Genomic DNA, 26,548 nt, shown 5'->3' on the forward strand with positions numbered 1-26,548 from the left:
TGTAAAGAGCGTTAGAGTGTCAAAAGTCAAAAGTTGAGCAATCCTCTACCCTATGATGTCGTTTACGGGAAGTACACGATACAGCATGTGGTAGAGGGGGTATGCAAAACTGACTTTTGAGACTCTAACCAAAGATGGGAGTATGAATATGAGCTTTAGAGGTGTTAAATCATTACTTCTACTCGTCATATTTGGCTTAGTCATTATTTTCGGTATTAAAACAGTCTTTAAGCATAAAGTCGTCATCATAGATGAGGACAAAATAATCACCATAAGCACCTTTGAAAATAAGATACCTAAAATTTTGAAGCTAGCAGATATCAATTTGAGAACAGAAGATCGAATTGAGCCAAATCTAGATGAAGCCATCGGTAAAGACAGCAAAATAGTCATACAGCGTGCAAAACCGATTACCCTAGTAGAGGGGGAAACCCAGACGATTTTATACAGTACTGAAAATAAAGTAAGTGCTATACTTGAATCGGCTGGCATAACACTTGGAAATGAGGATCAGGTTTATCCAAGATTAAATGATGCAATTGCAAGGGATAGGCTTATAGAAATTGTAAGGGTGAAAGTTTCTTATGAAACGATTTCTGAAAAAATCCCTTACAACACCGTCTACAAAATGACGGATTCAAAACTGCCAGGGGATCGCGAAATATTATCAGAAGGTAAAGATGGTGCTTTAGAATGTAAGTTTAAAATTGTCTATGAAAATGGCGTTGAAGTTTCTAGGCAAATGGTTACAGATCGGGTTGTAGTGGTGCCTGAAACTGAAATTATCGAAGAGGGTCTTGATAAACTCTATGTAACGAGCCGAGGTATGCCCTTTAGATACAGAGCAGTTATAATTATGAGGGCAACTGCCTATGACTTGTCTTATGAGAGCTGTGGCAAGAATCCTGGAGACCCAGGATATGGGATCACCCGATCGGGCACCAGAGCGAGACCTGGTGCGGTGGCTGTGGACCCAAAGGTGATTGATTTAGGTTCAAAACTTTATGTGGAATCCCTAGATGGCACTTTGGATTATGGCTTTGCATCCGCTGAGGATACGGGAAGCGCCATCAAAGGCAATCGAATTGATCTTTTTATAAGCAATAGGGCACAAGCTTTGCGCTATGGGACACGCAACGTGAGAGTATACGTATTGGACGAAAAGATTCCAGAAGAAATGTTTGTGGGCTATTCAAAAAAATAACAAAATGGAGCAATACATCAATGTTAGATCGAATAAAAGAAGTAATCGTCGTAGAAGGCAAAGATGATGAAGCTGCTGTGAAAAAAGCAGTGGATTGTGAAATCATCATCACACATGGATTTGGCATCAACGCGGAAACCTTTAAGCGTATTGAGAAGGTGTCAAAGACTCAAGGGATCATTATATTTACAGATCCAGATTATGCAGGTGAACAGATTCGAAATCGAATTCAAAATCGGGTAAAAGGCTGTAAGCATGCCTTTTTGGACCGTCAAGAGGCAACGAAGAAGGGTGATGTTGGGATTGAGAATGCATCACCTTCTGCTATTAGAGAGGCCCTTTTTAAAGTGAGAACGCTTGTAGAAGAAGAGGTTAAATTATTTGTGCAATCCGATCTTGTACTTGCAGATCTGATTGGAAATGATAAGGCGGCTGATCGAAGAGCGGCTATGGGTAAACTACTTGGGATCGGTTATTGTAATGCAAAACAGTTTTTAAATCGTTTAAATAGATATGGCGTCACAAGAGCAGAATTTGCCAGTGCGCTTGAAATTATGGAGAAAGAGGAGTCCTTATGGATCGATTAACGTCACCGAGAACCATTAAATACATTATGGAGAAATACGGTTTTAGATTTAGTAAAAGCCTTGGTCAAAATTTTATCATCGACGCCAATGTACTCGATCGAATCCTTGAAGGGTCGGAATTATCGGAGACAGATTATATTCTTGAAATCGGTCCGGGGATAGGGGTTATGACACAAATGCTCTGTGAAAACTGCGAAAAAGTAGTCGCCGTAGAAATTGACAGTGCTCTGATTCCGGTGCTAGAAGAAACCGTAGGCGCATTTAAAAATCTAAAAGTCATTCACAAGGATGTTTTAAAATTAGATTTAAAAGCGCTCTTTGAAGCTGAATTTAAAGAGAAAAAACCAAAGCTCATTGCAAATTTGCCTTACTATGTCACCACGCCGATTATCATGAAATTTTTAGAAGAGCGCGTACCTGTATCCGATTTAATCGTTATGATTCAAAAGGAAGTGGCGGATCGCATGATGGCCAGTCCTTCTACCAAAGCTTATGGGGCATTATCGGTGGCTGTGCAGTATTTTACAGAACCGTCCATAGTGACAACGGTATCAAGGGGCTCTTTTATGCCGATGCCCAATGTAGATTCCAGTGTGATTCGACTTAAGGTGAGAGAAAATCCACCAGTCGTTTTAGAAAGCGAAGTCATTTTCTTTAAGACGATTAAAGATGCTTTTGGTAAGCGCAGAAAAACTTTATTAAATGCATTATCAAGCGGTGTTTTAGGCATTGATAAAGATCAGGCGAGGATCGCACTTGCAGCGAGTGGTCTCGCAGAGAATTTGAGAGGAGAAGCGCTTGATATCAATCAATTCGCCACACTTTCAAATGAAATTGTCAAAGTGCAAAAAAGAAATTAGGAGTTTGTATGAAGCGCATATATGAAACAGAACGTTTAATATTAATGGTCTTAGATGAATCTCATGCAGAAAAAATAATGCAGTTTTATATCAAAAATGATACATTTTTGTTGCCTTATGAGCACATTAAGCCAAGATCTTTTTATACGTTGGATAATCATAAATTGACTTTAAGGCTTGAAGAAGCAGAATTTTTAAAGATGAATATGGTGCGTTTTTGGCTTTTTAAAAAGGGCGATATAAACCTTGAAAAGCCGATTGGGACTATAGCACTTACGAATATCATCAGAGGTGTGTTCAAATCTTGTTTCTTAGGCTATAAAATGGATGCGGATGAAATCAATAAAGGCTATATGACAGAAGCCATTAAAGCGGTTGTTAAGATCGCTTTTTCGAGTATGAAACTTCACAGAATAGAAGCGAATGTCATGCCCCGTAATGTGCGCTCCATAAGAGTGGTCCAAAAATGTGGATTTGTAAATGAAGGCCTCGCAAAGCAATATTTAAAGATCAATGGGGTTTGGGAAGATCACTATCATATGGTTATTCTAAATGAAGATGACATATAAGTATAAAAAGGTGTATAATATTGGATATAATGATAGGTTAAGGAGTGATTGATTTGGCAGTAAAAATAGTAACAGACAGCGCCTGTGATTTACCAATGGATGTGATTCAAGCCTTAAACATTGATGTACTTCCGTTATCCGTTTATATTGAGGATAAAGAATATCTTGATTCGGTCAATCTGTCTTCTGACGAACTCTATGAGCATATGATCGAAGGCAAATCTGTTAAAACAGCACAAATACCCTTGCAAACTTTTATAGAAAAATTTGAAGCTTATGCTCAAACGAGTGAGCCTTATATTTATTTGGCATTTTCATCAAATCTTTCTGGTACATACCAAACGGCAATACTGGCTAAGGAAGCCGTAAAAGAGGATTATCCTGATTTTGATCTTACGATAATCGACACCAAATATGTGTCTTTGGGACTGGGGTTATTAGTAGTAGAAATTGCACAAAAAGCCAAGGCGGGTATGGGTAAAGAAGAACTGCTCAAACTGGTTTTAAATCAAAATAAAGAAATGATACATCTGTTCTCAGTGGATGATTTGGAGTATTTGTTCAGAGGCGGGAGAGTCAGTAGGAGACAGGCAACAATTGGAAGTGTCCTCAATATTAAACCCATCTTAAATGTTCAAGATGGGTTTCTTGTGCCCTTTGATAAGGCTAAAGGCAGAAAAAAAAGATTGGTTAAAATGCTGGATTACGTCAGTCGTCATGGCAGTGACTTTGGAACCCAAACCATAGGCATTGCGCATACACTTAATGAAAGTGAAGCCATAATGGTGAAAGCATATTTTAAAGCCGAGTTTGGCACTCAAAACTTTATTATCAACCAACTGGGATGTGTCATAGGTGCACATTGTGGTCCAGGTGTGATCGCAATTTTTTTCAGAGGAGAATTTTAAGGATAGATTCAAACGCTGGAAGGGTGCTTTTAGACCTAATTTTCTTGCTTTATCAAAATCATTAAGGGTATAATAATATAAGGACACAAATGCAGGAATATTCTGAAAATTACAAATTGTTTATAGAAAGTAGGTGATACTATGTTGCGAGATCAAAAATTATTAACCCAAGAAATTCAAAGGCCTGTCCCTGATAAAATGAGTAAAGTTTTTTATTTGGAGGCATCGGAAGTTGTAGAGCTTGAAATGCCACTTGTTGTAGATGTCACAAAGCTTTTGAGTGGCAAAATTATTGTGATTACACGCAGCATTTATCCTGTAAACAAATTTGTTAACCTAGACTTAGTTATTACAGAAGCAAAGTACTCTCTTATTGGCAGAATTAAAAGCTTTAGAGCGATTGAAGGCCGATTATATGAGATCACGATATTTCTAGAAGATTTTCCTGAGAGCCTAGTGATGGAAATCGAATCGTATTATGTTGAAAAGTAGGCTTGAATGGGATACAATGGAAAGCATAATCTAAGGGTGGTGTAAAGTGAAAAAAATAGAGGTTAATCAACTTGAAGAAGGTATGATTTTAGGCGCTCCAATTGTGGATACAGAGGGTGTTGTAGAACTTTTAAGTAGGGGTACAAAACTGACTAAAAGACACATTGCACTGATTACTCAAATGGGAGCTATGGACATTTTCATATTAGAATACGAAGATGAAGCGTTTGAAGAGATTGATATGAACGTCGAGGATCTTGCCAAAAAAGCAGAAGCTGATGGCAGGGCATTTGATCTTGAAAAACTCGTGAAAGACCTTAATGAAATTGAAAAGCAAATCTATGAACCTGCACAAAGAAGCATTGTAAATACCAATATGGAAGTCAATATCCTCACAGGAGAATTTGACTTGCCTATAGATGTAAGACATGAGAAAGTAATAGAAGATAATAAAAAAATATTCACTCAAATACAAGAAGATGGCATTTTGGACCTTAATAGAATCAGGCGCAATGTTGAAGAGACGCTGCCCGATATGGTTAGAAATAATGATGTATTAAGACGCCTCAATCAGTTAAAAGCATCAGATGATTACACTTTTGGACACTCTTTGAGAGTTTCTATCTTGGCGACAATGATTGGCAAATGGCTTGGTTATTCTCAAGAGGAACTTGTGGAAATTGGTGAGGCTGGTATGCTCTTTGATATCGGTAAGTTAAATGTCCCTGATTTTATCCTAAAAAAACCAACACAAGTGAATTTAGAGGAATTTGAGCTCATAAAAAAACACGCTCAATTTGGATATAGTATTTTGCTAAAGACAAAAGGGGTTTCGAGTAACATTAAATACGCTGCACTTCACCATCATGAGCGGATGGATGGTAGTGGCTATCCGCTTCGATTAAGGGAAAATCAGATTCACGATTATGCCAAAATCATTATGGTATGTGATGTATTTGATGCTCTGATCACGGATAGACCTTATAAAAAAGGAATTTCTCCAATTTTGGCAGCAGATTATTTGTCTTGGTCCAGTGGCAAGCTCTTTGATTCGAAAGTCTGTTATGTATTTATAAAAAAACTGTCAGAGTACTATTTGGGTAAGAAAGTCAAACTTTCAAATGGACAAGAGGGTGTCATTGTCTTTATAGATGTCAATTATCCGACGAGACCTCTTGTAAGAGTGGGCAATGATTTTGTAAATCTCATCAAAGATCGTGGGATCAATGTGGAGATCTTAGAATAAATTAAAATGCTTCAAGTGACGATTGACATTTAGACAGAATTCGTTTATATTATTGTTAATTGTAACGAAATAATATATAGGCGTTTAAGTGATTAGAGTAGAGTTTAAATTTTGGTTTAAGAGAGTGATGCATTTGGTGGGAGCATCATAGAGATTTATACTTGAATTACGGGTCGTGAGCCATAGTGAGAAATTGCTACGCATGCTGGGCGTTAAACAGTTTGAGGTGTTGTTTCATTTTGATAACACGAATTAAGGTGGTAACACGGGTATTCTCGTCCTTTAGGAGAGCATAATCCGTGTTTTTTTTATACACAAATTGGGTGATTCAATAGCAAGCATAAATAAATGATGAGGTGATAAAATGGAAAATGTATACGATATTTTACTTGAACGTGGCTACATCGAACAAGTGACACATGAAGAAGAGGTAAAAGAACTACTCAGTAAGGAAAGGGTTCCTTTCTATATTGGGTTTGACCCAACTGCGGACAGCTTGCATTTAGGGCATTTTATTCAAATTATGGTGATGATGCACATGCAAAAGGCAGGGCATAAACCGATAGCCCTTGTGGGTGGTGGTACTTCTAAAATCGGTGATCCATCTGGTAAAACAGATATGAGAAAAATGCTCACACCAGAGCAAATCATTGAAAATGGTGACAAGTTAAGAGTTCAAATGGAAAAATATTTAAATCTTGATGGTGAAAATGGCTACATTGCCAACAATGCAGACTGGTTAGATGAACTCAGCTATATTCCGTTTATCAGGGAGATTGGCAGCAAATTCTCTGTAAATAGAATGCTGACAGCGGAGTGTTTTAAGCAAAGACTTGAAAAGGGATTGAGCTTTTTAGAATTCAACTACATGATCATGCAAGCTTATGACTTTTTAGAACTCAATAGAAGGTATAAATGTAAAATGCAACTGGGGGGTAACGATCAGTGGTCTAACATCATCGCAGGTGTGGACCTCGTTAGACGTATGGAGCAAGAACAAGTCTACGGCTTAACCTTTAAACTTTTACTCACAAGTGAAGGCAAAAAGATGGGTAAAACGGAAAGCGGTGCGATTTGGATCGATCCGGATAAAACCTCACCTTATGAACTCTTTCAATACCTTAGAAATGTTGAAGATGCAGATGTTGAAAATTGCTTAAGGCTCTTGACATTTATTCCTATGGATGAGGTCAGAAGATTAGGGGCACTTGAAGGTGCCCAGATCAATAAGGCGAAAGAAATTTTAGCGTTTGAATTTACGAAGATTATTCATGGTGAAGCAGAAGCTCAAAAGGCACTTGATGCAGCTCAAGCTTTGTTCGCTGGAGGTGGCGATAGTGAAAATATCCCGTCAACTACTTTAAAAGCAAGTGATTTTAGCGATGGTATGCCTCTTTTGGACTTGCTTATGCGTTTAGAACTCATTGCTTCAAAAGGTGAAGGTAAAAGACTTGTAGCTCAAAACGGGATCACTGTTAAAGATGAAGTGGTGGGTGATTTTGCCATGAATATCACACTGGAGATGTTTGAAGACAATGCGCTTATGATCCGTAAAGGCAAGAAAGTATTCCATAAGGTGATCGTGGAATAAGTAATAGGTATTAAGTAATAAGAGGAAAATCCTCTTATTAGCCAAAATAAAACTCGGTGACTCTCTCCGTTTAGAGGGCTACCGAGTTTTTTTAATGTATGCGCTTCTTTGAAAAATCGTTTTGGCATCCCGATCAATAGCTTCCATAAATTGTTTATATGCTATTGTTAAATTCTCATAGCGCTGATGCCAACGTATTTCTTTATTCATAGTTGTACCTCTTTAAATGTTTTATATCTTATAATGATTATATTTCAGTGGTTATGGGATGTCAAATATAGTCCAAATAGGGTTGTGATAAAAAAGAGAAACTCGATCTCAAAAAAAGTTGAATGGCGAGAAGGAGACTTCCCATTTTTTTATTCAACTAAGCATGGAAAAAAATAAAAAATATGAAAAGGAGAGATAAAAATGGGAGTTATTAAAAAAATAATTAAAGATGAGCAGGGACAAGCATTAAGTGAATATGGTTTGGTACTAGGAATTGTTGTTATTGCTGTTATTGTGACATTGGGGCTGTTTAAAGATGCAATTGTCAAAATGTTTACAGATATCACGAATGCTATAAAAGGCACAACAGGTTCATGATGCAATTACTTGAAGTTATACCGAAGTGCCTACTAGTGGCTCTGGTGGCAATTGCAATAATAACAGATATTAAATCAAGGCGAATCAATAATAAACTCATATTAGTTGGAATCCTATCAGGAATATGTTTTAGTGTGGGCATTCGCGGCTTAACAGGCATAATCTATAGTGGATCAGGCTTTATATTTGGTTTTGTGCTTATGATTGTGCCTTTTTTGCTGGGCTATTTAGGCGGCGGAGATGTAAAGCTTCTAATGATGATCGGGTGTTTTTTGGGTTTTTCAGCAATTTTAAATGTTTATATATATATGGCAATTGCAGGAGGGGTCTTTTCATTTGCTGTTATGATAAAAACGGGTGAGCTGAAACGCAGCTTGATCAAGATAAAAAACCAAATAGTATGTTTAATTTACCAAGGTAATATAGAAGGGATAGCTAATGAAACACCTCTAGTTCAGTCATCAATTCCCTATGCACTACCCATTGGAATTGGACTAATTTGGTATTGGGTCTGTGGACCAATTTTAAATACAGTACTATAACGGAGGAATTTAATGAAAAAATTAATTGCCTTTTTATTAACAGCTATTCTAGCAGTTCTTATTATAGGAATTGTTCTTATTGTAAACGACGATTTTGAACAAGATCTAAGTTTTTATCTTAATGTTCAATTATACAACCTGTTTTTTGTGGAGGATCTGGAAGTGGCAACGGATGAGCTTTCTGATTATTACACTGAAATTGGTAATTATCTTGAGGATAAAAATTACTCAATAGAAGATATAGAGTTCAATAAGCATTATGAAGATACTCAAATTTTAATTGAAGATTTGCAGATGCGGTTAGCGACTATTGAACTTGATAATGAGGAAATCATAGAAATTAATGCTTTGCTGATAGAGGCACTTAACAGTATGGAGGTTGGATCAGTGATATTGTTTAATGCATATATCAATCGAAATAGAGATGAATTCGAGATTGCAGGTGAACAACTCAACCAGGCTTATGATTATGTAGAGTATTGGTATTCGTCCATTACAGATTAAAAGAGGTGTGAAATAATGGCTTTAGGTACAGGTATTATAATGCTAGTTTTTATAGGAATGCTTATTAATTTGATCATTAAAAAGATTCAAAATAAACAAGTTTCAGAGCAATTTATAAAAAACATGTGGATTCTATATTTTGCGGTAGCTGTCGGTTTAAGCTTTGTAGATGATATATCACTTGAAAGTTTGGTTTTTCTATTCTATCTCGTTGGATTTAGTATTGTATTTAAGATGATCCTACAGATTAGAACAAATCAATTTGATGTCAGATACTTTTACGGATGGCTTGGTCTCTCAATTTCGAGCTTAATAATCGGAATGATCTACTATACCAATTTTGATCTACTGGATAATGTTATGGGTGATCTCTATGGTTTTACGGTTCAGTTAACACTGATTCAAATATTTTTAATGAAAAAACAAAATGAATATGGCAAAGGGTTAATAAAAGGCTGCTATGGTCTCTATTTAGCCATAGGACTCTATTTTATTCTAGCGCCCCCACTTGATATGATTTCTTTCATCATTGGGATCGTAATTGCGCTAGGCCTAGGCTATTTAATTTATAAAGTCATGAATAAAAAATATATTAGAGCGTATGTGAACCCTGTAAAATTAGATGATATTCTGGAGCAGTCATGAAACTAAAAATTATAAATGATGAAAAGGGACAAGCCGTTGTAGAATTTGCAGTTGTTTTGCCAGTGTTGCTTTTGATTATCTTAGCGACGATAACAATAGGCATGATGATTTATACGCAAACACTTTTGGTACTTGCATCTAGCCAGGCAGCGCGCACAGCTTCTTACGTAATTAATGATGAATCCTATAATGATGAAACCAAAGTGACCATGATAAAAAATGCCGCATACAATATATTGAATAATGGCATCAACGGAACAGATAGAGATGTGGATATATATTTGGAGGGTGGACTTGTCAGCGTAAAAGTGAGTTATAAATTTAGATATATATTTCCATTAACGGGAGAGATCTTTGATAAAAGTGAGTATAATCTCAGTTACACGACGACTTGTGTCATAAATTAGAAGTTGAGGTGTTGAATGTTAAAAAAAGTAAAACTTAAAATTGTAATTGCAATTATTTTTGCCATTATTGCAGGATTTAGCACTTTTCAGTTTTTAGGAACCCTTGAAAGTGAGGTTCCGATTGTGGTTGCAGCTCACGATATTGAAGCGTATACATTATTAGAAAGTGCAGATCTTAAAGTAGTGAAAATAGATAAAGATGAAAAGCAACGCTTTTTTCCATATGCTGCTTCTCAGATAAGTGAACTAAGAGGAAGTATTGTAAGAAATGCGTTTAGCAAAGAACAACCGATTCAAAGAACGCCAGACAATTTACTTATGAATGATGAAAAAGCCATTGCACTTAACTATGACGGAAAGGTTGACGACGCATACTTTATTCCTTATGACAAGCGGATTATTAGTATAGAAGTCGATTCTACAGGTGCGGTAGCGGAGCAACTTAAACCAGGGGATTTCGTAGATATTATTTTTACTTCTTCAGACGAAAGTACTGGCGGTCTTTATTCAAATTTGATGCTCCAGCATATTCAGATCTTTAAAATTATTTCGCCATCAAGTGAGAATGCCGCACAACTTAACGGCAATAAAAAACAATATGTTCTTATGGCAACACCAGAGGAATGTCTTTATTTAGCGGTTGCAAAACGCAATGGCGTTATTGATCTTATTTTAAATCCTTTGGAAGGAGATACGGATCCATTAGCAGCTATACATGTATATCAGCTTTCAGCCGAGCCACCAATGACAGATGTGGATGAAATTGAAGGACTTATATCTTCTATTTCAAATGATGAGGTATTGTCTAAAGATATAAAATCAGGACTTATAAAATCACTTGAAGGCGAAATTGACTTAGCAAAGGCAAAAGTTATTATTGAGTCAAGCAACATACCAAATAATGTTAAATTAAGCATCTATGAGCTCATTGACGCACAAACACCGCAATCCAGTTCTTTGGATGCATTTAGCAATGTAGAAAATGCCATTAATAGCAGCGTCTTATCGGATACTGAAAAAGACAATCTGTTTAGGTTACTTGGCAATAGTGATTCTATTCAAGAAGCACAACGCAAAGAAGATGTAAAAAAAATATTGCAAGAAGTAAACAGCAGTAATTTAGATGAAAACACAAAATCAAAAATAAGAGAAACTTTAGCAGTAAATGAAGAAGGAGCAAATTGATGAGAGCACCTACACGACTTTTGATAGTGGATTATGACAATCTTATATTGGATCAATTGATGACACTTGAGAAATCATATAACGGATTGCTCAACATTGAACCTGTTCAAGAAGATCATATTGACCAAGATAAGCTCTCAGAGTTTAATGTGGTCATTATACAGATCGAAAAAATCAAAGATTTAAAAAAATTTAGCGAGACTATAGAAAAACACTTTTCAGGAAAAGTATTGCTGATAACAGATAAATATGTGGATGAAAAAACGCGTTTAGCTCAGACTTTGGGTTATAATGTGCATTACAAATTTGGCTCATCAAATGCATTGGCTGAAAAGCTATTTGAAGATTTTAAGGAAAATATTATTCAGAAAAGAGAAGCACTGAAAACGGTGATCAAGGAAGAAGATACAATTCACCTTTGTGTTTATTCACCACAAGGTGGTTCTGGGAAGAGTACCATTGCAATTAATTTGGCAATTCAATATACGAAAGCCAATAAGAAAGTCTTACTCGTAGACATGGCCCAAATTGGCAGTATTGGCGCAATGCTTCATGTGCCTAATGTTCATGGTGGTTTTTCAAAATTACTTGAAAGACTTGAGGTGGAAATGGATCAACAAGATTTAAGTCATGTACACGAAGAGTGTTTTTACAAATACCAACAAGAAACTTGTGAATTCGATATTTTAATGTCCTCTTCACTGATTAAAATGGAGAAGATGCGATCGGCAGAAGTGGGGAGAATCCAAAGTGTGATTAGAAACTTAGGCTATGATGTTGTTATTTATGACACTTCAACAGAAATTTGTGAGAGAAATCTTTCTATATTTGATGATTGCGATAAAGTCGTTTTGGTTTCTACCCCAGATATTATTTCAAGCTGGAAGTTGATTCAGGTAAAGGAAATCTTAAAAACAGTGGGTGTATCTCAAAAATGTGTACTGATTGTCAATCGATTTTCAAAGCATCTTGGGTTTACAAACGAAGAACTTGAAATTGAGATGCAGATGCCCTTAGTCGGTGTGATTAAAGAGGAGAAGTGGATAAAATATAACGTAAATGAGGGCATCCCCATTACTCTACAAAATCACAATAAAACAAATGAAGTTTTTTCAGAGCTTGCGCATAAATTATGCCTTATAAATAAAAATCCTAAGAAAAAATGGGGGTTTAAAAAGTGAGTATTGAACATTATTTAAACAACAAGATGAGGATAGAGGCAGATCAGCATAATTCAAAAGGGTTAACAATCGATACAAAACTCCGTAAAACTAAAATAAACGAAGTTATCCACAAAGCAAAAGAAAGTATCTCTGACCTTAGAGATGAGTTTTCACAAGGAGACCTTGAGAAGCAAGTTAAAGCGATCGGATGGCGGATTATAGATACACTTGTGGAGAAAGAGTATTCTGCTTTCTTTTTTTCTCAAAATGAAAAACATGAGATGTTAGAACAACTCATGCAAAATATGTTCGGATTTGGTGTGATTGAACCTTTTCTAAAAGACTCTGAAGTAACCGAAATCATGATCAATGGGCGCAAAAATATATTTATTGAGAAAAGTGGCAAGATTACCAGAGCAATAGATCCTAACGGGCACTATGTAGAGTTTGAATCTGAGAAAGATTTAAGGTTTGTAATCGATCGAATTGTGTCACCAATCAACAGAAAAGTGGATGAAAGTGATCCAATTGTAGATGCTCGGTTACCTGATGGCTCAAGAGTAAATATCGTACTAGGCATCATATCACTAAGTGGTACAACTGTAACCATAAGAAAGTTTCCAGAGCGCCCTTTTAACATGGCATCTCTTATTGAAAAAGGAACTTTGACGCCTGAAGTGTCTGAGCTTCTAGAAAAAATGGTAAGGGCAAGACATAATATTATTGTTTCAGGAGGAACGGGTTCTGGTAAAACGACTTTCTTAAATGCTTTAAGTATGTTTATTGCAAATGACTCAAGAGTGATTACGGTTGAAGATTCAGCAGAACTTAAATTTAACCAAGTCCAAAACCTTGTTCGGCTTGAAACAAGGCCGCCGAATCTAGAAGGTAAAGGTGAAATCACAATGCGTAAATTGGTGAAGTCAGCGCTTAGAATGCGACCAGATCAAATCGTCATTGGAGAAGTAAGAGGGGGAGAAGCCTTAGACATGCTTCAAGCCATGAATACGGGTCATGATGGGTCCTTGTCCACAGGCCATGCGAACTCTGCGCAAGATATGCTTATGAGACTTGAAACGATGGTGCTTATGGCGGGAATGGAGCTTCCGGTAAGAGCCATTCGTCAACAAATTGCTTCTGCTGTGGATTTTATTGTTCACCTGAGTAAGATGAGAGATGGTTCGAGAAAAGTGGTGGAGATCATTGAGGTCATAGGTATGAATGGCGAAGACATTGTTACACAAGATATTTTCAAATATGAAGAACGCTATTTAGAACAGAATCAAGCGCCTACTGAGGGTGCACTTTTATATCAAGGGAATAGCATAGCGATAACCAAAAAATTTCACGCCACTGGTATTTTTAACTATGAAAGTCCCTTTATAAATGAAGGTGCCTTATGAGTATGATTATATTCAGTTTTTCTATGGCTGCCTTTTTCTCAATCATGGCTGTATATGAAATTTATTTTGGGATAGATGTAAAAAAAGGGACAACAGAAAAAACATTAAGACTTCTCAAAGGGGAGACTCAATTACGCAAATTACAAAAGAAAAAAACGAGTAGCAAATCAAAACAAACTCATTTGCTGAATAACCCAATTGTTATGTTAATCGTTCTCTCTTTAGTCTCGTTTATTATGCTCAAAAATATTTGGCTTTCGCTTCTAGTGGGCATATTGGGTTATTTTTATCCTAAATATGTGGAACGTGAACGCAAACAGAAGAGAAAACATGAAATGAATATACAATTCAAAGATGCAATGCAGTCTGTGTCCAACTCACTTAAAGCAGGCAATTCTTTTCAGACTTCACTTGAGAGGTGTCTAGAGGACCTTAAAAGAATTTATAGACATCAAAAAAACAATGCACTTCTTGAAGAGTGGGAAAAAATAGTATCTGACTTACAGTTAGGTCAGCCGATTGACAAAGTGCTCAATGATTTTAAGAATCGAGTGAAATTAGAAGACGTTGATACTTTTGTGAACTCAGCCGTTATCATTCATGAAAAAGGTGGCAACATGACAGAAGTCCTTGCAAATGTAACAGAAGTCATAGGGGATAGAATTGATGTGAAAAGAGATATTATGACACTTACTGCTGGAAAGAGATCAGAAGCAAAGCTCTTGACCTTTATGCCACTTATACTGCTAGGACTTTTGATGCTATTTTCTCCTAAGTATCTTGATCCAATGTATGATAAGCCTTTAGGAAAATTGCTGGCAACGCTAGGCGTGATTATGTTAATTGCCAATTTTTTTATAGGCAAAAAAATCATCAATATTGATATTTAAGGAGACAATATGAAACTGATTATAGCAATTTCAATCGGACTCTTATTTTTTGTTTTATTGTTTCCTACTCAATTTTTTAAGCAAAGAGGTGCTTTAGGGCGATTTAATGAAAAGAAAAAAAAGCTGACAAATGACAATATTGAAAATAAGGTGCTCAGACAGTTAGTGAAATTAGCGCGGAAACTCCGACGCATTATCAACATCAAGATATTGCCTGAAAAGCGCTTTCAAATTAAAGAAAAATTAGATTATGCCAATATGAGTAAGATGATAAGTCCAGAAGATTTTGTCTATCTCAAGGTGATCATCACAGGTATTACAGGCTTATATTTTGGATTTCATTATTATCATAGTAAGGACATGTTGACATTAATTTGCTTGATTCTTGGGAGTGTTATGGGTTATTTAGTGCCTAATCAATGGCTTGATGGTAAAGTAAAAAAAAGAAAACTAGCAATTCGAAAAAGTGTGCCCTATGTATTGAGTCTATTTTCTATTTTGATGGAAGCAGGATTAAATATCACACAGGCTATGGAAGAGATTGCTAAAAATCCTAATAACGCATTGGCTGTGGAAATTCAAATAACAACTGAAGAAATGCACTTAGGACTAACCAATGCAGAAGCTTTAGAGAATATGGCGTTACGTACAAACGTGGATGAAGTTAATTACTTCGTTTCATCCATGATTCAAGGCCTTGAAAAAGGGAATAGCGGGATTGCAAAGATCGTTAAGGAACATGCTGAGAATAGTTGGAACATTAGAAAATCGCTTGCAAAAGAGCTTGCCGAAAAAGCTTCAATGAAATTATTTTTGCCGCTATTACTGTTAGTATTTCCTGCTATGGTAATCTTTCTGCTTGGACCAATGATTTTCTCTATGATTGATATGTTTAGCCAAGGGGTGTAAGGGATGTCAAAAGGAAATAAGTGGCATGATTTTGTCAAAGAAGAAAAAGGGGCGACTGCACTGATCTCAATTATGATGATGTTTGTTTTGCTTGCATTTGCAGGCTTGATTATCGATTGTGGTTATGTGGTTTATTCTAAGATTGGTCTTGATGAAGCGACAATGCAAGCTTCGGATTCAGCAATACTTGCAGTAGATAATGACTATTTTGATGAAACCGGAGAGGTAGAGATCATCATAGAGGATGCGGCTGATTATATAGAATATGTACTGCTCTATAATCTGCCAGATGCAATCCTGATTAGTGTTGAGGCGGACCCAATTAAACCCAATATCGTTGAGGTTTACTCTCAAAGAACTGTTCCAGTACATTTTTCAAAAATATTAGGGATCAATGAAGTAACGATATATTCAAAAGCGATCTGTAAAGTAGATGGCTAATTAAAAGGAGCGTAAAGATGAAAAGAATTTTAAAGATGTCAGGGTTATTATTGTTCAGTTTAGTGGTGTTTGCAGGATGTGCATCAGAGGAAGAGAAAGCGATGAATGCTTATGTTGAAATTCTAGAATCTTCCAATCTTAATTCAAGTGTAGAGGCTGTAAATTCGATGGCGGCAGCTTTTAGTGTCGATAATCCGGATCCAAATGCAGAAGGTTATAACGACAAGCTGTTTGAGATGATTGAGCTTATTCAAGCAGAATTGAAAACAGCTAAAGAAAGTGCAAATGCAATCGTTGTAACAGATGAAGCTCTAGTAGTTGTTCATGAAAATCTAAAATTAGGGATAGATAATGTGGCTAATGGTTTTGACCTTATTCACCAATCTTTTCTCGAAGAAGATGAGGCTGAATCAAGTCGCTTGAACGCTGAAGCAATAGAGGCATTAAATAATGGCAATTTAGCTATTACCGAATGGAATTCGGTTGTAACCCCATAGGGCTGCCTTATGAAAAATAAAAAAAACCTACTCTTAATGAGTGTATTATTACTCTTATTAATGACAGGGTGTGCACAAAGTGACCAAAAGGCAACAGCGGATTATATGAAAACCATTAAAGCCTATTTAATGATTGAAAAGATTGATGAAATTGGTCAGAAACAAGCTGCATTTGAATCAAAATACGAATCCGCAGATGAAACGCAGTATTTAGAAGCTCAGAAACTACAAGTAGTTGAGTCGCTTGAAGCAATAGATCAACTAGAGATGAGTGCTCAGTCCATTCAACCTAAAAATGATTATGTTAAATCAATGCATAATGAGCTTATACTGGGGATCGATGCTCTAAGGCAGGGCTATGAATTTCTAGGGGAAGGCATTGTAACAGCCAACCTAGATGAGGCCTATAAACTTTATGATAAGTCCTATGATGCCTTTACAATGAGCGAAGATGCCTTTACAAGATGGAAAACATTCGAAGAATAGTACTTGAAAATCAGGAGGAAACCATGAAAGAAAAAAAGAGTAAGAGCAATAAAGCAATGAATCTGGATAAACCACATCCTATATTCGCAGGTGTAATGGATTTTTACTTTTTCAGCATAATCGTTACAGGGTTATTAGCAACAATTTCAAGCTTTACCCATAAGAGCATAATGGGTCCAAAATTAGCCCAAAGTGTTCTGCTTTTAGATTTGATAGTGGTTGTGCTTTACCATGTTGTTTTATCTAAAAAAATCTCAGTATTAAGTCTAGGAGAGAAACTGGCAGGTAAAGTAAAAGACACCACAGGCAAGACCTGGTCAAATCCTTATCAGAGCAATCGAATTGGGATCTACATTGTCATGATATTGGCGATCTTTTTGTTGGGAAATGACTGGAATCAAAGTGCAATGGGTCATGTCGTTCCATTTGCAGTGATCGTTGGCAAATGGATACGCTTTGGCATTATTCTAAAATGTCTCTTAATGATATCAGAGCGAAAACTAACAGGTCTAAAAGTATTAATCCTAATGGAACTTTTAGGCATGGTGGGGGTTGCATTATCTGGAGTAGGTTCCATGTTTACAAGCTTAGCATTTGTCTCGGCATTAGTATCGGTTGTTGTGTTTATAAAATACAATAAAGCCCCAAAAAACACATCGATAGATGCAGCTGAATTATTTGTATCAAAACAGGGTTAAGCCCCTTTTTGAATAAAAAAAATAAGGAGGACAAGTATGATTCTATTTACAAATCACAAATGGAATCGAATCATCAGCAAGATTACGTTGGTGGCATTTTTACTCATGACAATGAGTTCCTATGCGCCATCAAGTATGTCGTTTGCGGCATATAGTAAATCAAGCTCGAAGATTTCAAAAAGTACTCGAAGCAGCTATGAAAAAGTATCGCGTAGCACAAGCAAGAGTACAAAAGAACCCAGTAAGGTGAGTAAACCAAGCAAACCGAGTAAGCCAAGCTACAGTAAGGCGAGCACAAGTAAAAGCACCTCAAGCAAACCCTCGGCAAGCAAATCCACGACAAAAGCCACCAGTAAACCATCAAGTAGTGGTGCAAAGTCGGCTTCAAGCAAGGTAACCCGAGCAACAAGTGTGGTAAAGAAATCACCACCAGCACGCACGCCTTCAAAACCAGTGAGTAAAAGTTTTGCACAAAAGGCCAAGGAAACCATCAAAAGCACAGTAAGTCGCGTAACAAGCACGGTGAAAAATACGGTATCAAAAGTCAATACATCTGTGAGAAACACGTATCAAAAAGCAACGAAAACAATATCAAGTACGGCTAAAAAAGTCGTCAGTAATGTCACAAGTCGATTTAGCAGTTCGACAAAAAATGCAATCAAAACAGCGATAGGTAATACCACAAAGAAAATAGGTAAAATAGTAAGTAACACGACGAAATATGTAAATACAGCGGTAAAAAAAGTATCGAGTGTTGCCCAAAAAGCAACCCAATCTGTGGTGAATAAAACTTATAAAGCAACAAGAAGTGTGGCATCCAGTATCAAAGCATCATTTACAAAGCTGAAATCCACAGTAAGCACGGCAAAATCAAATGTGAGCAAATTTGGAGCAACCATTAGATCGGGTGTAAGTTCATCATTAGATAAGATGAAGACCTCAGTCTCAAGGTTTGCACTCAAATCGCGGCAAACGGTGACAAGTTTTGCAAAAAACACAAAAAGTATTGTCACAAAGAGTTATAATAGTGTTAAGCAATTTGGCAGTAATGTGGCTAAAAGCGTAAGCAGTCAAACCCAATCAGGGTTCTCAAAAGCATTTAGTGGCATAAAGAGTTTTGGAAATAGCATCAGTAAAACAGCAAAGAGCTTTGGAAGCCAGTTTAAAAGTAAGGCAGAGAAGGCATTTAGTAGTGTAAAATCATTTGGAAGTAAGCTAAATTCAGGTGTGAAAAGTGCCTTTAGTACAGCTAAGAAGTTTGGCAGTAGTGTCATCGAGAGTACCAAGACACTTGGATCAAATGTTGTAAAAGGTGTCAAAACACTTGGTAGTCATATTGGCTCAGGCGTGAAAAGTGCCTTTAGTACAGCTAAGAAGTTTGGCAGTAGTGTCATCGAGAGCACCAAGACACTTGGATCAAATGTTGTAAAAGGTGTTAAAACACTAGGTAGTAATATTGGCTCAGGTGTGAAAAATACATTCAATAGTGTAAGGAACTTCGGAATAGGAGTTGCATCAGCTGTAAAAACGAATGTAGTTTCATTTGTAAAGAATAAGCTTCCATCAATTGTAGAGGGAACAAAAAATTATCTAGCAAAGTCATTGAATCAAATTATCAAAGGAAATTTCACTGATGATGTGACCTTATTAGGAACTGTAGGTCAAATTGCAATTGGCCTTTTAGGCGTAGATTTACCAGCAGATTTAAGAGATGTTGGTTATGACCTTACTCATTGGGAATGGTCATGGGGTCATGCAGGTCAAACGGCATTAGATGTTGTGGGACTAATTCCAGTAATAGGCGCAGTAAAATGTGCAGATGAAGTAGGAACGGTAGTAAAAAACAGCGTAGATCCAATAAAAAATGCGATGAAATCGTTATCTGGTGCGGGATTAGATGATGTAGCTAAGAAAAGTCCAATAATCGCTAGGTTTGATTTGCAAATGTTTGCTGGGAAAGAAATAAAGCAAATTGATGGTGTTTTTGAGGGTGGGACAGGAATAGGGAATGATGTATATGCAGGAGTCAAAGAAGCTTCAGAATTCCTCAAATCTCAAAATGTTCCACGAGAGTACAGAAAACAGATCCTCGAATCGTTTGACGTACGAACCATAAAAATGGAGACCGCTGGCGATGCAACATATGGTATTAGATTCTATGGTGGGGATGCTAAAGAAAAAGGTAGATACTTGTTTGAGACTTTTTCACCTACTACAAACAGAAACAATTTAGCATTGCCAAATCAGTGGAATTCCATGTCTGGATTACAACAATTTCAGGTTAAAAGCGGAACATCAATGATTACAGGTAATGCAGCCCCTCAACTACAGCATGGTTCGCAGTATGTAGGAGGAGCTAAGCAATGGTATATTAACAGTTTGGAGGCGTTGTCAAAATGATAAGAGTGAAAGAGTTTGAAGATAAGTATATCGAATTAATTCAAACTGTTGAAAGCGAAATGGATTTAGTGAGAAAAGGTCTGAAAGATAAATCAAATCAACAACTAAAAACTATAATTTTTGATTTGAATAAAATGAACAATATCAGGGATTCGAATCAATTTGTGCCAAGTTATCCAAGGTTCATTGTAGATTCTTGGGATTTCAGCGATTCGCTTGGTATTGAATTGCTAAAGTTCTACGAACTCTATAAGAAAATTAAAAATCGATAGAGTCACAAGTTCGAATTGACACGTAGATATCACCTATGCTATGGCTTTAAATGGCGGTTGTTGAGCACTTCCGACCACCCATCTGATACACAACGGGTCATTTCGACCACGTCATAAGCATCTTACAAACGTCGGCATTGCCGGCGTTTGTGCTTTGTCGCAGGCGCAAGGCGACCACGCGGCTTTATCCCGCACCGAAATAATATTCGAGCAGTCACTGGTTTTGCCCTAAAAAGGCGAAGTGGAACGCTCGCCAAATTCGCCCCAAACAGGCGGTTCTCATCCCCAGTGGTATCTTTACTCTACATGGGATGGGTAAACGCCACACAGGGCGAACGTGTGCGACAGATGGGCGAATAAACTCAGACGCCAGTAACGGCAATGTTTTAGTCTCTATCAGGTTGAATGGCTGCTCACAAAACAATCGGTCACAAAGCCCCAAATTCGGCTTTGATAATCCTCAATGGCATCCTTGCTCGGCTGAGGAATAGAAAGGGCGACACAGGGCGAACGTGGGGCATACAAAGGCAAGATAATCTCTTATCCTAGTGATGCCAATGGTTTAAGTTTAAAAACAGCATTACTTCTCAGCTAAAAGTTCTGCCCTCAATCATCTAGACTAAATGTCATTTCTGCTACCCCTCGGTTCATGGTGAACCCACCCTTGACGGTTATTTTTGTCTGTGGTAAACTGGGACGCAACTGGGGGATTTAAGGGGGGCGACGGTTTCTCCGAAATCCTAGCTGGACTGACCAGAACTAAATCAATAATTATCAATCAACAGCAGAGAAGAAAAAGGTTTTAATACTTTTCTTTCTCTGCTGTTATTATTTATGAATCACAGTGTTTTCAACATTTTCCTCAAAGTTTGACTTGTAATCGAGTTGAACCAGAGTTAATATCACACACACGACTTCGAGATAGTTAAGCCTATTTCCAGAAGTTACCTGTTTCTGACAGGGCGTACTCTTGCTACGGGACTGGTTCTCCCAGACCCAATAATACTTACCCACCTAGTCCCGTAAAGAAGTGGGGGCACGAACAAAGTGAGTGACTTTTGCAAAACAAAAGTACTGACGTATCCCCTTGGTTGTCAGAGGATGTAATTCCAAGAGAGAGACTTATCAGCCCCGGTTGTAATTCGGTTGCCAAAAGAGGACCCGACGAACAAGGGTGGCGCAAGCAGTTTTCGCGTAAGCGAAAATCTTGACAGGAGGAAAATGCAAATGAATAAGCGCAAGGAAGACCATATTTATGTTGACATAGACTTGCATAAAGAGTTGCACACCCCAACCGGAAGTAACTCCTGATTTGACAGAACAAATGTAGCAAAATGAACGGATACAGTAAAGGCCAAGGGCGTTACTTCCCAAAAAAGTGTCGGACACCGTTATCCTCTTATAAGCCAAAATAAAACTCGGTGAGCTGCTCTAATTTTAGAGAACTACCGAGTTTTTTGATAATTACAAATAGGTTATATTTTTTAAACTATGTGCTTCTGTGAAAAATAGTTTTAGCATATTGATCAATATGCTGCCTCATGCTGTCGCTTGTTAGAGATTCATAATGAAGCACATCAAAATAATAGGGCAAAGGCAATTCTTCGTTGAGCTGGACGCTTAGCCGCTTTTTCGAGATTAGGGCAAGCTTTAATCGCATTAATAATCATATTGAGACTTTTGTCAGACAGTCCAAAATTCATAATTGTTCACCTAAATAGTCAAAGACTTGTTTGATGGCTTCTGCATAAGACTCTTTTATCATTTTAACTGCAAACTCAAAGCGTTCTTCATCATAAGTGTATACCAAAAGATTTCGTTTTTCGAGCATGTCCATCCAAATGTCGCCCTCTTTTATAATTTCATAGTGAAAGGCTGATTTTATAACTTCTCTGGGAAAATTGGCAGGGACTTCTTTTGATTCAAGAAAATCTTTAAGTGTCTTCCATGAGAGTTCAAAAGTGTACTCAAATCTCTGAATTAAGCCTTCTTTTTCGAGTTTAGAGAGTTCCTCATATCGATCAATAGCTTCCTTAAATTGTTTATATGCTTTGGTTAAATTCTCATAGCGCTGATGCCAGCGTATTTCTTTATCCATAGTTGTACCTCTTTGTTGTTTTATATCTTATAATGATTATATTTCAGTGGTTATGGGATGTCAAATAGCCTCTACATAAAATTAAATCTGAGAAAACCTAGATAAAGTGCATAACTCCCGATATAATGGTATAAAGACATTTAATGTCTTGAACTAGAAAATGAATTTTATAATGGAAACGGGAGGAGAATAACCGTGACGATAGAGTTTAAAGATACATTAAATACGGTGTTAAAAGATGATGATTTAGACATCTATGAAAAGATGTGTTTATTAATCTTACTCAATATGGAAGAAGATTCTAAACTGACTTCAGAAGTCCTTGGCAATTATATGGGATGTTCTACTGTAAGGGCAAAGCTTGCCTTCGAGTCGCTTAACCAAAAGGGTTACTTAAAAGGGGAATCCGCTTATTACGAGGGCGAGTTTATTCAGCGCAGGGAGAGTAATATCATATCACCCAATAGAGAAGTGATCGAAGTGGGCGATATCAGAGAAGCTTTAAAAGTAGAGACTGAAGAGTTTTTAGAAGGCTTTTTTAAACCTCTATATGACGAGAATCAATCCACAGGAGCAGATGATTTCCAATCTATGGCAAAGTCCAATTTAAACAAAGTGCCACCTTCAAAGATTGATGAAGAAACTGAAAGACGTCAAAGGCTTGCAGCTTATTTAATGGGTAGTGATGAGTTTGTAGCCAGTGAATTAAAACCTTTTGTCAGTGTAAAAGAGACTAAACAATCTTTAGTAGACCAAGTGATAAGCCTGATCGAAGAAAAAATAAGCTTTAAGGAAGCGAATATTATACTCGGGTTTGCAAGCAATGATCTTGAACTTATTAAGAGGAAGTATAAAATCGCAAAATTATCACAGATGTCAGATACCATCAGCGTCCTGATTAACGAATTACAGAAAAAAGATTCTGCGGTCATAAAAGCAGAAGAAGTGGAAATGGAAAGAAGCCAGATCAACACCAATCGCATCATGAAAATGCAAGCCTATAAAAATCAACAGAAATAATGGAGAAAAATAGGGGTGAAGATGAACGGAAAAAGTTTTAAACGCTTAAAGAGAATCTTTTTTTCTACAGTGGTCCTAGTAGCGCTTATAACGGGATGTGGTCAAGAAACAGTCAAAACGAAGACCGTGACTCCAGAAGAAGTTGAAGAAACGCGCGTAGAGGAACCTGTTACTGAAGAACAACTTGATATTATATTAAAGAAGCTTCAATCGGATATGAGAGTCTTTGATGTCGTTGATTACCACGATGATATTTTCAACCAAATCAAATCAGAAGTAAGTGGTGGTGAGGATGACGATGCCTTAAATGCAATCATAAATCCCATTGTTGAAAACTATATCCAAGAGGTTTTGGCCGATAAAATAAAGGTATCCTTAGGTGAAAATTATGCGGAGGCAGATTTTGACTGGCTTTATACTCATGTAGAAATAAAATCACTTCAAAAATTGATCGTGGCTTACGAAAGAGAGTATATTAAGCATATTAAAAAGTAGGTGATAGGATATGTATACCATAATGGTCGTGGAAGACGAAAGACGGCTCAGAGAGATAATCGTCAAATATTTTATAGCGGAGGGTTTTAAAGTGCTTGAAGCTGAAAATGGACGAGCTGCAATTGAACTGGTGAAAATGGAATCTGTGGACGTGATTTTGATGGATGTTATGATGCCTGAACTCAATGGCTTTGAGGCTTGTAAGCAGATCAGGACCTTTTCGGATGCACTTGTCATCATGCTTACGGCAAGAGATGATGATGAAGATAAGATTAAGGGGTTCGACTGTGGTGCTGATGAATATGTGACTAAGCCCTTTAGCCCTAAAGTGCTTGTGGCACGAGTAAATGCACTCCTTAAGCGGCTAGGCAATAAAACAGAGGCTCAAGACTACATCCAAATTAGCGGTTTAAAAATTTATAAAGAAAATTATGAAGTTTATGATATGGGAAAAGAAGTTAAATTGAGTCCCAAAGAATACGATCTACTACTTTTGCTCGTTGAAAATAGAAATGCAGTACTTACTCGTGAAACGATACTCAACAAGGTTTGGGGTTATGATTACTATGGGGATTACCGCACAGTGGACACTCATATTAAAAAACTGCGTAAAAAGTTGCCACATAGTAGTGATGCGATTAAAACAATTGTCAAACTTGGTTATAAATTTGAGGTGAAATAGATGAAACGATCAAGTGTCGTGGTTAGACTTTTTGTCTTGACAACCCTGTTTTTAGTATTCTTTGTATCTGTGGCATTTAAACTTCAATTAAAGTCTTTTGAAGAATATTATTTTGAACGCAAAATTAATGATATTGATGAAAAGTACTTTGACTTTATGGCATTATATGAGTCTTCTGATTGGAGTCAAGCAGAGTTAGAGCAAAATATTCAGTATTTTGAAAATCAAAATGACATCAAAATGGCCATGATTGACAATTACTACGGCATTATTAATGAAAGTAAATATAAGATTTTCATATTGAATGATAAGGGTCGGGTTTATGAGGTTCAATTAAACAATGTATTACAGAAGTCAGATTACATGAAACTGGATGTCCACGCTGGAGATCGAATTGTAGTAAAGGGCTATCTTTGGGGTGATCAGAAGAAAAACATCACGCTGATGCAAATGACTTTAAATGATGTTATGGTCTTTAATGTGATTGAGCCACGGCTTAATGATCGATTAAAAGTGGATGAAGTAGAGGGAACTGTTATTCGTTTTAATATTCCAGATTTACAGGATCTTATTTTTGGTGTGGATTACACGGGAATTGCGGGTGTAGTGGATTACTACTACTTTACACCTAAAAGTGGTGTCATTGATGATGAAAGCTTCATATATACTGAAAAAATGTCTGGAAAGAAACAAATTGTAAAGGTGTTCCCTTCTAATCGTAAAGGGCTTAAAAGTATCTTTATAATGACTCAACAGCAACCCATTATAGAAGCCACTCAAGCGCTTTCAGACTTCTATCCTGTTCTAATCACAGGCTCTCTGCTCATCGGTGCCATATTTTTGTTTATATTCTCTAAAATGATTTCAAATCCTTTGATTGAACTTGAGCAAAAAGCACAGAAGATGGCTGATTTTGATTTCAATGAGTATATTGAAATTAAGCATAATGATGAAATTGGTGGATTATCAAGGAGTTTAAATCAACTTTCTTATAATTTGGAAAGCAGCATTAAAGCCTTAAATGATGCGAACGCCAAACTGCTTGATGATCTTGAAAAAGATCGAAAACTTGAAAACATGAGAAAAGAGTTTATTCGTAATATCTCTCATGAACTTAAAACACCAATTGGTGTCATTAGAGCCTTTACAGAGGGCCTACAAGATGGCATTGTGGAAAATGACGTGGATTATTATTCAGGTGTTATATTAGAAGAGATCACCACCATAGAAGCTCTGGTTAAAGATATGCTTGAACTTTCAAAACTTCAAACGGGCGCGTATAGACTTGAGCTAGAGATCTTTAAAATCAACGTGTTGATAGAAAATGTCATTTTAAAACAGACGCATTTTGCCCTGGAGAAAGGGATGAATTTTGCCTTCGAACAATGCGAATACGATCAAGTTTTTGGTGACTATCGTAAAATTGAGCGCGTTGTGGCGAATTTTGTATCGAATGCTGTGCGATATGGAAAGTCTAATACGACAATTGAAATTAAAACAAGTGTTGCCGAAAGGCGCATTCGCTTTTCAATCCAAAATGAATGTGCACCATTATCCAATGAGCAATTGGATAGAGTTTGGGATAAATTTTATAAAGTAGATGAATCTAGGTCAAAAGTACTGGGCGGAAGTGGGCTTGGTCTTGCCATAGTAAAGGAGATATTGGAGCAGCATCAGGCAATCTTTGGGGTTGAAAATACTGTAGAAGGCGTTGTCTTTTATTTTGAAATGGGCAAATATGGAAATGGTATTGTATAAAACATATA

31 protein-coding genes are annotated in these 26,548 nt (G+C 36.8%); 28 read left to right on the forward strand and 3 right to left on the reverse strand.

The features are described 5' to 3' along the window. Positions 1-148: 148 nt before the first annotated feature. The 8 genes from F3D3_RS04505 (at position 149) to tyrS (ending at position 7,457) form a co-directional block, all read left to right on the forward strand. On the forward strand, positions 149-1,204 hold the full coding sequence (locus F3D3_RS04505) for a 3D domain-containing protein (RefSeq protein ID WP_175438292.1): 1,056 nt from the start codon (positions 149-151) through the stop codon (positions 1,202-1,204). Positions 1,205-1,224: 20 nt separating this feature from the next. Further along, complete coding sequence (rnmV, locus tag F3D3_RS04510; protein ID WP_069871598.1) at positions 1,225-1,791, forward strand: ribonuclease M5; 567 nt, start codon at positions 1,225-1,227, stop codon at positions 1,789-1,791. Then, on the forward strand, positions 1,779-2,651 hold the full coding sequence (gene rsmA, locus F3D3_RS04515; protein ID WP_069871600.1) for a 16S rRNA (adenine(1518)-N(6)/adenine(1519)-N(6))-dimethyltransferase RsmA: 873 nt from the start codon (positions 1,779-1,781) through the stop codon (positions 2,649-2,651). The genes rnmV and rsmA overlap by 13 nt, the downstream gene beginning before the upstream one ends. Before the next feature lie 8 nt (positions 2,652-2,659). Beyond that, positions 2,660-3,220, forward strand: a complete 561-nt coding sequence (locus F3D3_RS04520) for a GNAT family N-acetyltransferase (protein WP_069871602.1) — start codon at positions 2,660-2,662, stop codon at positions 3,218-3,220. Positions 3,221-3,273: 53 nt separating this feature from the next. After that, positions 3,274-4,128 carry a DegV family protein gene (locus F3D3_RS04525; RefSeq protein WP_069871604.1) on the forward strand — a complete coding sequence of 285 codons (855 nt, stop codon included), beginning with the start codon at positions 3,274-3,276 and terminating at the stop codon, positions 4,126-4,128. A 141-nt stretch (positions 4,129-4,269) separates the two neighbouring features. Next, a complete protein-coding gene (locus F3D3_RS04530) occupies positions 4,270-4,620 on the forward strand; it encodes a hypothetical protein (RefSeq protein WP_069871606.1) in 351 nt (116 codons plus the stop codon). A 46-nt stretch (positions 4,621-4,666) separates the two neighbouring features. Further along, positions 4,667-5,866, forward strand: coding sequence for an HD-GYP domain-containing protein (locus F3D3_RS04535; RefSeq protein WP_069871608.1), 1,200 nt, complete (start codon positions 4,667-4,669; stop codon positions 5,864-5,866). Between the two features lie 364 nt (positions 5,867-6,230). Beyond that, the gene (tyrS, locus tag F3D3_RS04540; RefSeq protein WP_069871610.1) at positions 6,231-7,457 is read left to right on the forward strand and encodes a tyrosine--tRNA ligase; all 1,227 of its coding nucleotides are present in this window, start codon (positions 6,231-6,233) and stop codon (positions 7,455-7,457) included. Positions 7,458-7,535: 78 nt separating this feature from the next. Here tyrS and F3D3_RS24885 read toward each other — a convergent pair whose 3' ends face one another. Continuing rightward, a complete protein-coding gene (locus F3D3_RS24885) occupies positions 7,536-7,667 on the reverse strand; it encodes a hypothetical protein (protein WP_255364368.1) in 132 nt (43 codons plus the stop codon). Positions 7,668-7,868: 201 nt separating this feature from the next. On the opposite strand from F3D3_RS24885, the gene F3D3_RS23225 reads away from it, so the two are divergent. From F3D3_RS23225 to F3D3_RS04615, 16 genes are read left to right on the forward strand one after another with little or no spacing between them, the layout of a single operon-like run. After that, positions 7,869-8,045 carry a Flp family type IVb pilin gene (locus F3D3_RS23225; protein WP_207645345.1) on the forward strand — a complete coding sequence of 59 codons (177 nt, stop codon included), beginning with the start codon at positions 7,869-7,871 and terminating at the stop codon, positions 8,043-8,045. Next, positions 8,045-8,587, forward strand: a complete 543-nt coding sequence (locus F3D3_RS04545) for a prepilin peptidase (RefSeq protein ID WP_255364375.1) — start codon at positions 8,045-8,047, stop codon at positions 8,585-8,587. The genes F3D3_RS23225 and F3D3_RS04545 overlap by 1 nt, the downstream gene beginning before the upstream one ends. 12 nt (positions 8,588-8,599) lie before the next feature. After that, the gene (locus tag F3D3_RS04550) at positions 8,600-9,091 is read left to right on the forward strand and encodes a hypothetical protein (RefSeq protein ID WP_069871614.1); all 492 of its coding nucleotides are present in this window, start codon (positions 8,600-8,602) and stop codon (positions 9,089-9,091) included. Positions 9,092-9,106: 15 nt separating this feature from the next. Further along, positions 9,107-9,736, forward strand: coding sequence for a hypothetical protein (locus F3D3_RS04555; RefSeq protein WP_069871615.1), 630 nt, complete (start codon positions 9,107-9,109; stop codon positions 9,734-9,736). Continuing rightward, positions 9,733-10,143, forward strand: coding sequence for a TadE/TadG family type IV pilus assembly protein (locus F3D3_RS04560; RefSeq protein WP_069871617.1), 411 nt, complete (start codon positions 9,733-9,735; stop codon positions 10,141-10,143). Before F3D3_RS04555 ends, F3D3_RS04560 begins: the two co-directional genes overlap by 4 nt. 15 nt (positions 10,144-10,158) lie before the next feature. Next, positions 10,159-11,328, forward strand: a complete 1,170-nt coding sequence (gene cpaB, locus F3D3_RS04565) for a Flp pilus assembly protein CpaB (protein ID WP_069871619.1) — start codon at positions 10,159-10,161, stop codon at positions 11,326-11,328. Continuing rightward, entirely contained in the window at positions 11,328-12,509 is a 1,182-nt protein-coding gene (locus F3D3_RS04570; RefSeq protein ID WP_069871621.1) for a ParA family protein, read from the forward strand. The genes cpaB and F3D3_RS04570 overlap by 1 nt, the downstream gene beginning before the upstream one ends. Further along, entirely contained in the window at positions 12,506-13,894 is a 1,389-nt protein-coding gene (locus tag F3D3_RS04575; protein ID WP_242877077.1) for a CpaF family protein, read from the forward strand. The genes F3D3_RS04570 and F3D3_RS04575 overlap by 4 nt, the downstream gene beginning before the upstream one ends. After that, the gene (locus F3D3_RS04580; protein WP_069871622.1) at positions 13,891-14,784 is read left to right on the forward strand and encodes a type II secretion system F family protein; all 894 of its coding nucleotides are present in this window, start codon (positions 13,891-13,893) and stop codon (positions 14,782-14,784) included. The genes F3D3_RS04575 and F3D3_RS04580 overlap by 4 nt, the downstream gene beginning before the upstream one ends. Before the next feature lie 9 nt (positions 14,785-14,793). Continuing rightward, positions 14,794-15,693, forward strand: coding sequence for a type II secretion system F family protein (locus tag F3D3_RS04585; RefSeq protein ID WP_069871624.1), 900 nt, complete (start codon positions 14,794-14,796; stop codon positions 15,691-15,693). A gap of 3 nt (positions 15,694-15,696) precedes the next feature. Beyond that, the gene (locus F3D3_RS04590; RefSeq protein WP_069871626.1) at positions 15,697-16,134 is read left to right on the forward strand and encodes a TadE/TadG family type IV pilus assembly protein; all 438 of its coding nucleotides are present in this window, start codon (positions 15,697-15,699) and stop codon (positions 16,132-16,134) included. A gap of 35 nt (positions 16,135-16,169) precedes the next feature. Then, entirely contained in the window at positions 16,170-16,631 is a 462-nt protein-coding gene (locus F3D3_RS04595) for a hypothetical protein (protein WP_175438294.1), read from the forward strand. A gap of 9 nt (positions 16,632-16,640) precedes the next feature. After that, complete coding sequence (locus F3D3_RS04600) at positions 16,641-17,117, forward strand: hypothetical protein (protein ID WP_069871630.1); 477 nt, start codon at positions 16,641-16,643, stop codon at positions 17,115-17,117. A gap of 23 nt (positions 17,118-17,140) precedes the next feature. Next, positions 17,141-17,815, forward strand: a complete 675-nt coding sequence (locus F3D3_RS04605; RefSeq protein ID WP_069871632.1) for a hypothetical protein — start codon at positions 17,141-17,143, stop codon at positions 17,813-17,815. A gap of 36 nt (positions 17,816-17,851) precedes the next feature. Then, a complete protein-coding gene (locus F3D3_RS23230; RefSeq protein WP_084388822.1) occupies positions 17,852-20,215 on the forward strand; it encodes a hypothetical protein in 2,364 nt (787 codons plus the stop codon). Next, positions 20,212-20,487 carry a hypothetical protein gene (locus F3D3_RS04615; RefSeq protein ID WP_069871634.1) on the forward strand — a complete coding sequence of 92 codons (276 nt, stop codon included), beginning with the start codon at positions 20,212-20,214 and terminating at the stop codon, positions 20,485-20,487. The genes F3D3_RS23230 and F3D3_RS04615 overlap by 4 nt, the downstream gene beginning before the upstream one ends. A 1,577-nt stretch (positions 20,488-22,064) precedes the next feature. On the opposite strand, the gene F3D3_RS24890 is transcribed toward F3D3_RS04615, so the two are convergent. Beyond that, on the reverse strand, positions 22,065-22,190 hold the full coding sequence (locus F3D3_RS24890) for a hypothetical protein (protein ID WP_255364369.1): 126 nt from the start codon (positions 22,188-22,190) through the stop codon (positions 22,065-22,067). After that, positions 22,187-22,585, reverse strand: coding sequence for an HI0074 family nucleotidyltransferase substrate-binding subunit (locus tag F3D3_RS04620; RefSeq protein ID WP_069871636.1), 399 nt, complete (start codon positions 22,583-22,585; stop codon positions 22,187-22,189). The genes F3D3_RS24890 and F3D3_RS04620 overlap by 4 nt, the downstream gene beginning before the upstream one ends. A gap of 195 nt (positions 22,586-22,780) precedes the next feature. On the opposite strand from F3D3_RS04620, the gene F3D3_RS04625 reads away from it, so the two are divergent. The 4 genes from F3D3_RS04625 to F3D3_RS04640 are packed head-to-tail and all read left to right on the forward strand — an operon-like array spanning position 22,781 to position 26,540. Beyond that, positions 22,781-23,605, forward strand: a complete 825-nt coding sequence (locus F3D3_RS04625) for a hypothetical protein (protein ID WP_069871637.1) — start codon at positions 22,781-22,783, stop codon at positions 23,603-23,605. A 21-nt stretch (positions 23,606-23,626) separates the two neighbouring features. Further along, positions 23,627-24,100 (forward strand): hypothetical protein, encoded by a 474-nt coding sequence (locus tag F3D3_RS04630; protein WP_069871639.1) that lies wholly within the window; start codon positions 23,627-23,629, stop codon positions 24,098-24,100. 10 nt (positions 24,101-24,110) lie between these two features. Beyond that, positions 24,111-24,782 (forward strand): response regulator transcription factor, encoded by a 672-nt coding sequence (locus F3D3_RS04635; RefSeq protein WP_069871642.1) that lies wholly within the window; start codon positions 24,111-24,113, stop codon positions 24,780-24,782. After that, on the forward strand, positions 24,783-26,540 hold the full coding sequence (locus tag F3D3_RS04640; protein WP_069871644.1) for a HAMP domain-containing sensor histidine kinase: 1,758 nt from the start codon (positions 24,783-24,785) through the stop codon (positions 26,538-26,540). It begins immediately after the preceding gene. Positions 26,541-26,548: the final 8 nt, after the last annotated feature.

The organism is Fusibacter sp. 3D3, from assembly GCF_001748365.1.
Lineage (GTDB): Bacteria > Bacillota > Clostridia > Peptostreptococcales > Acidaminobacteraceae > Fusibacter_A.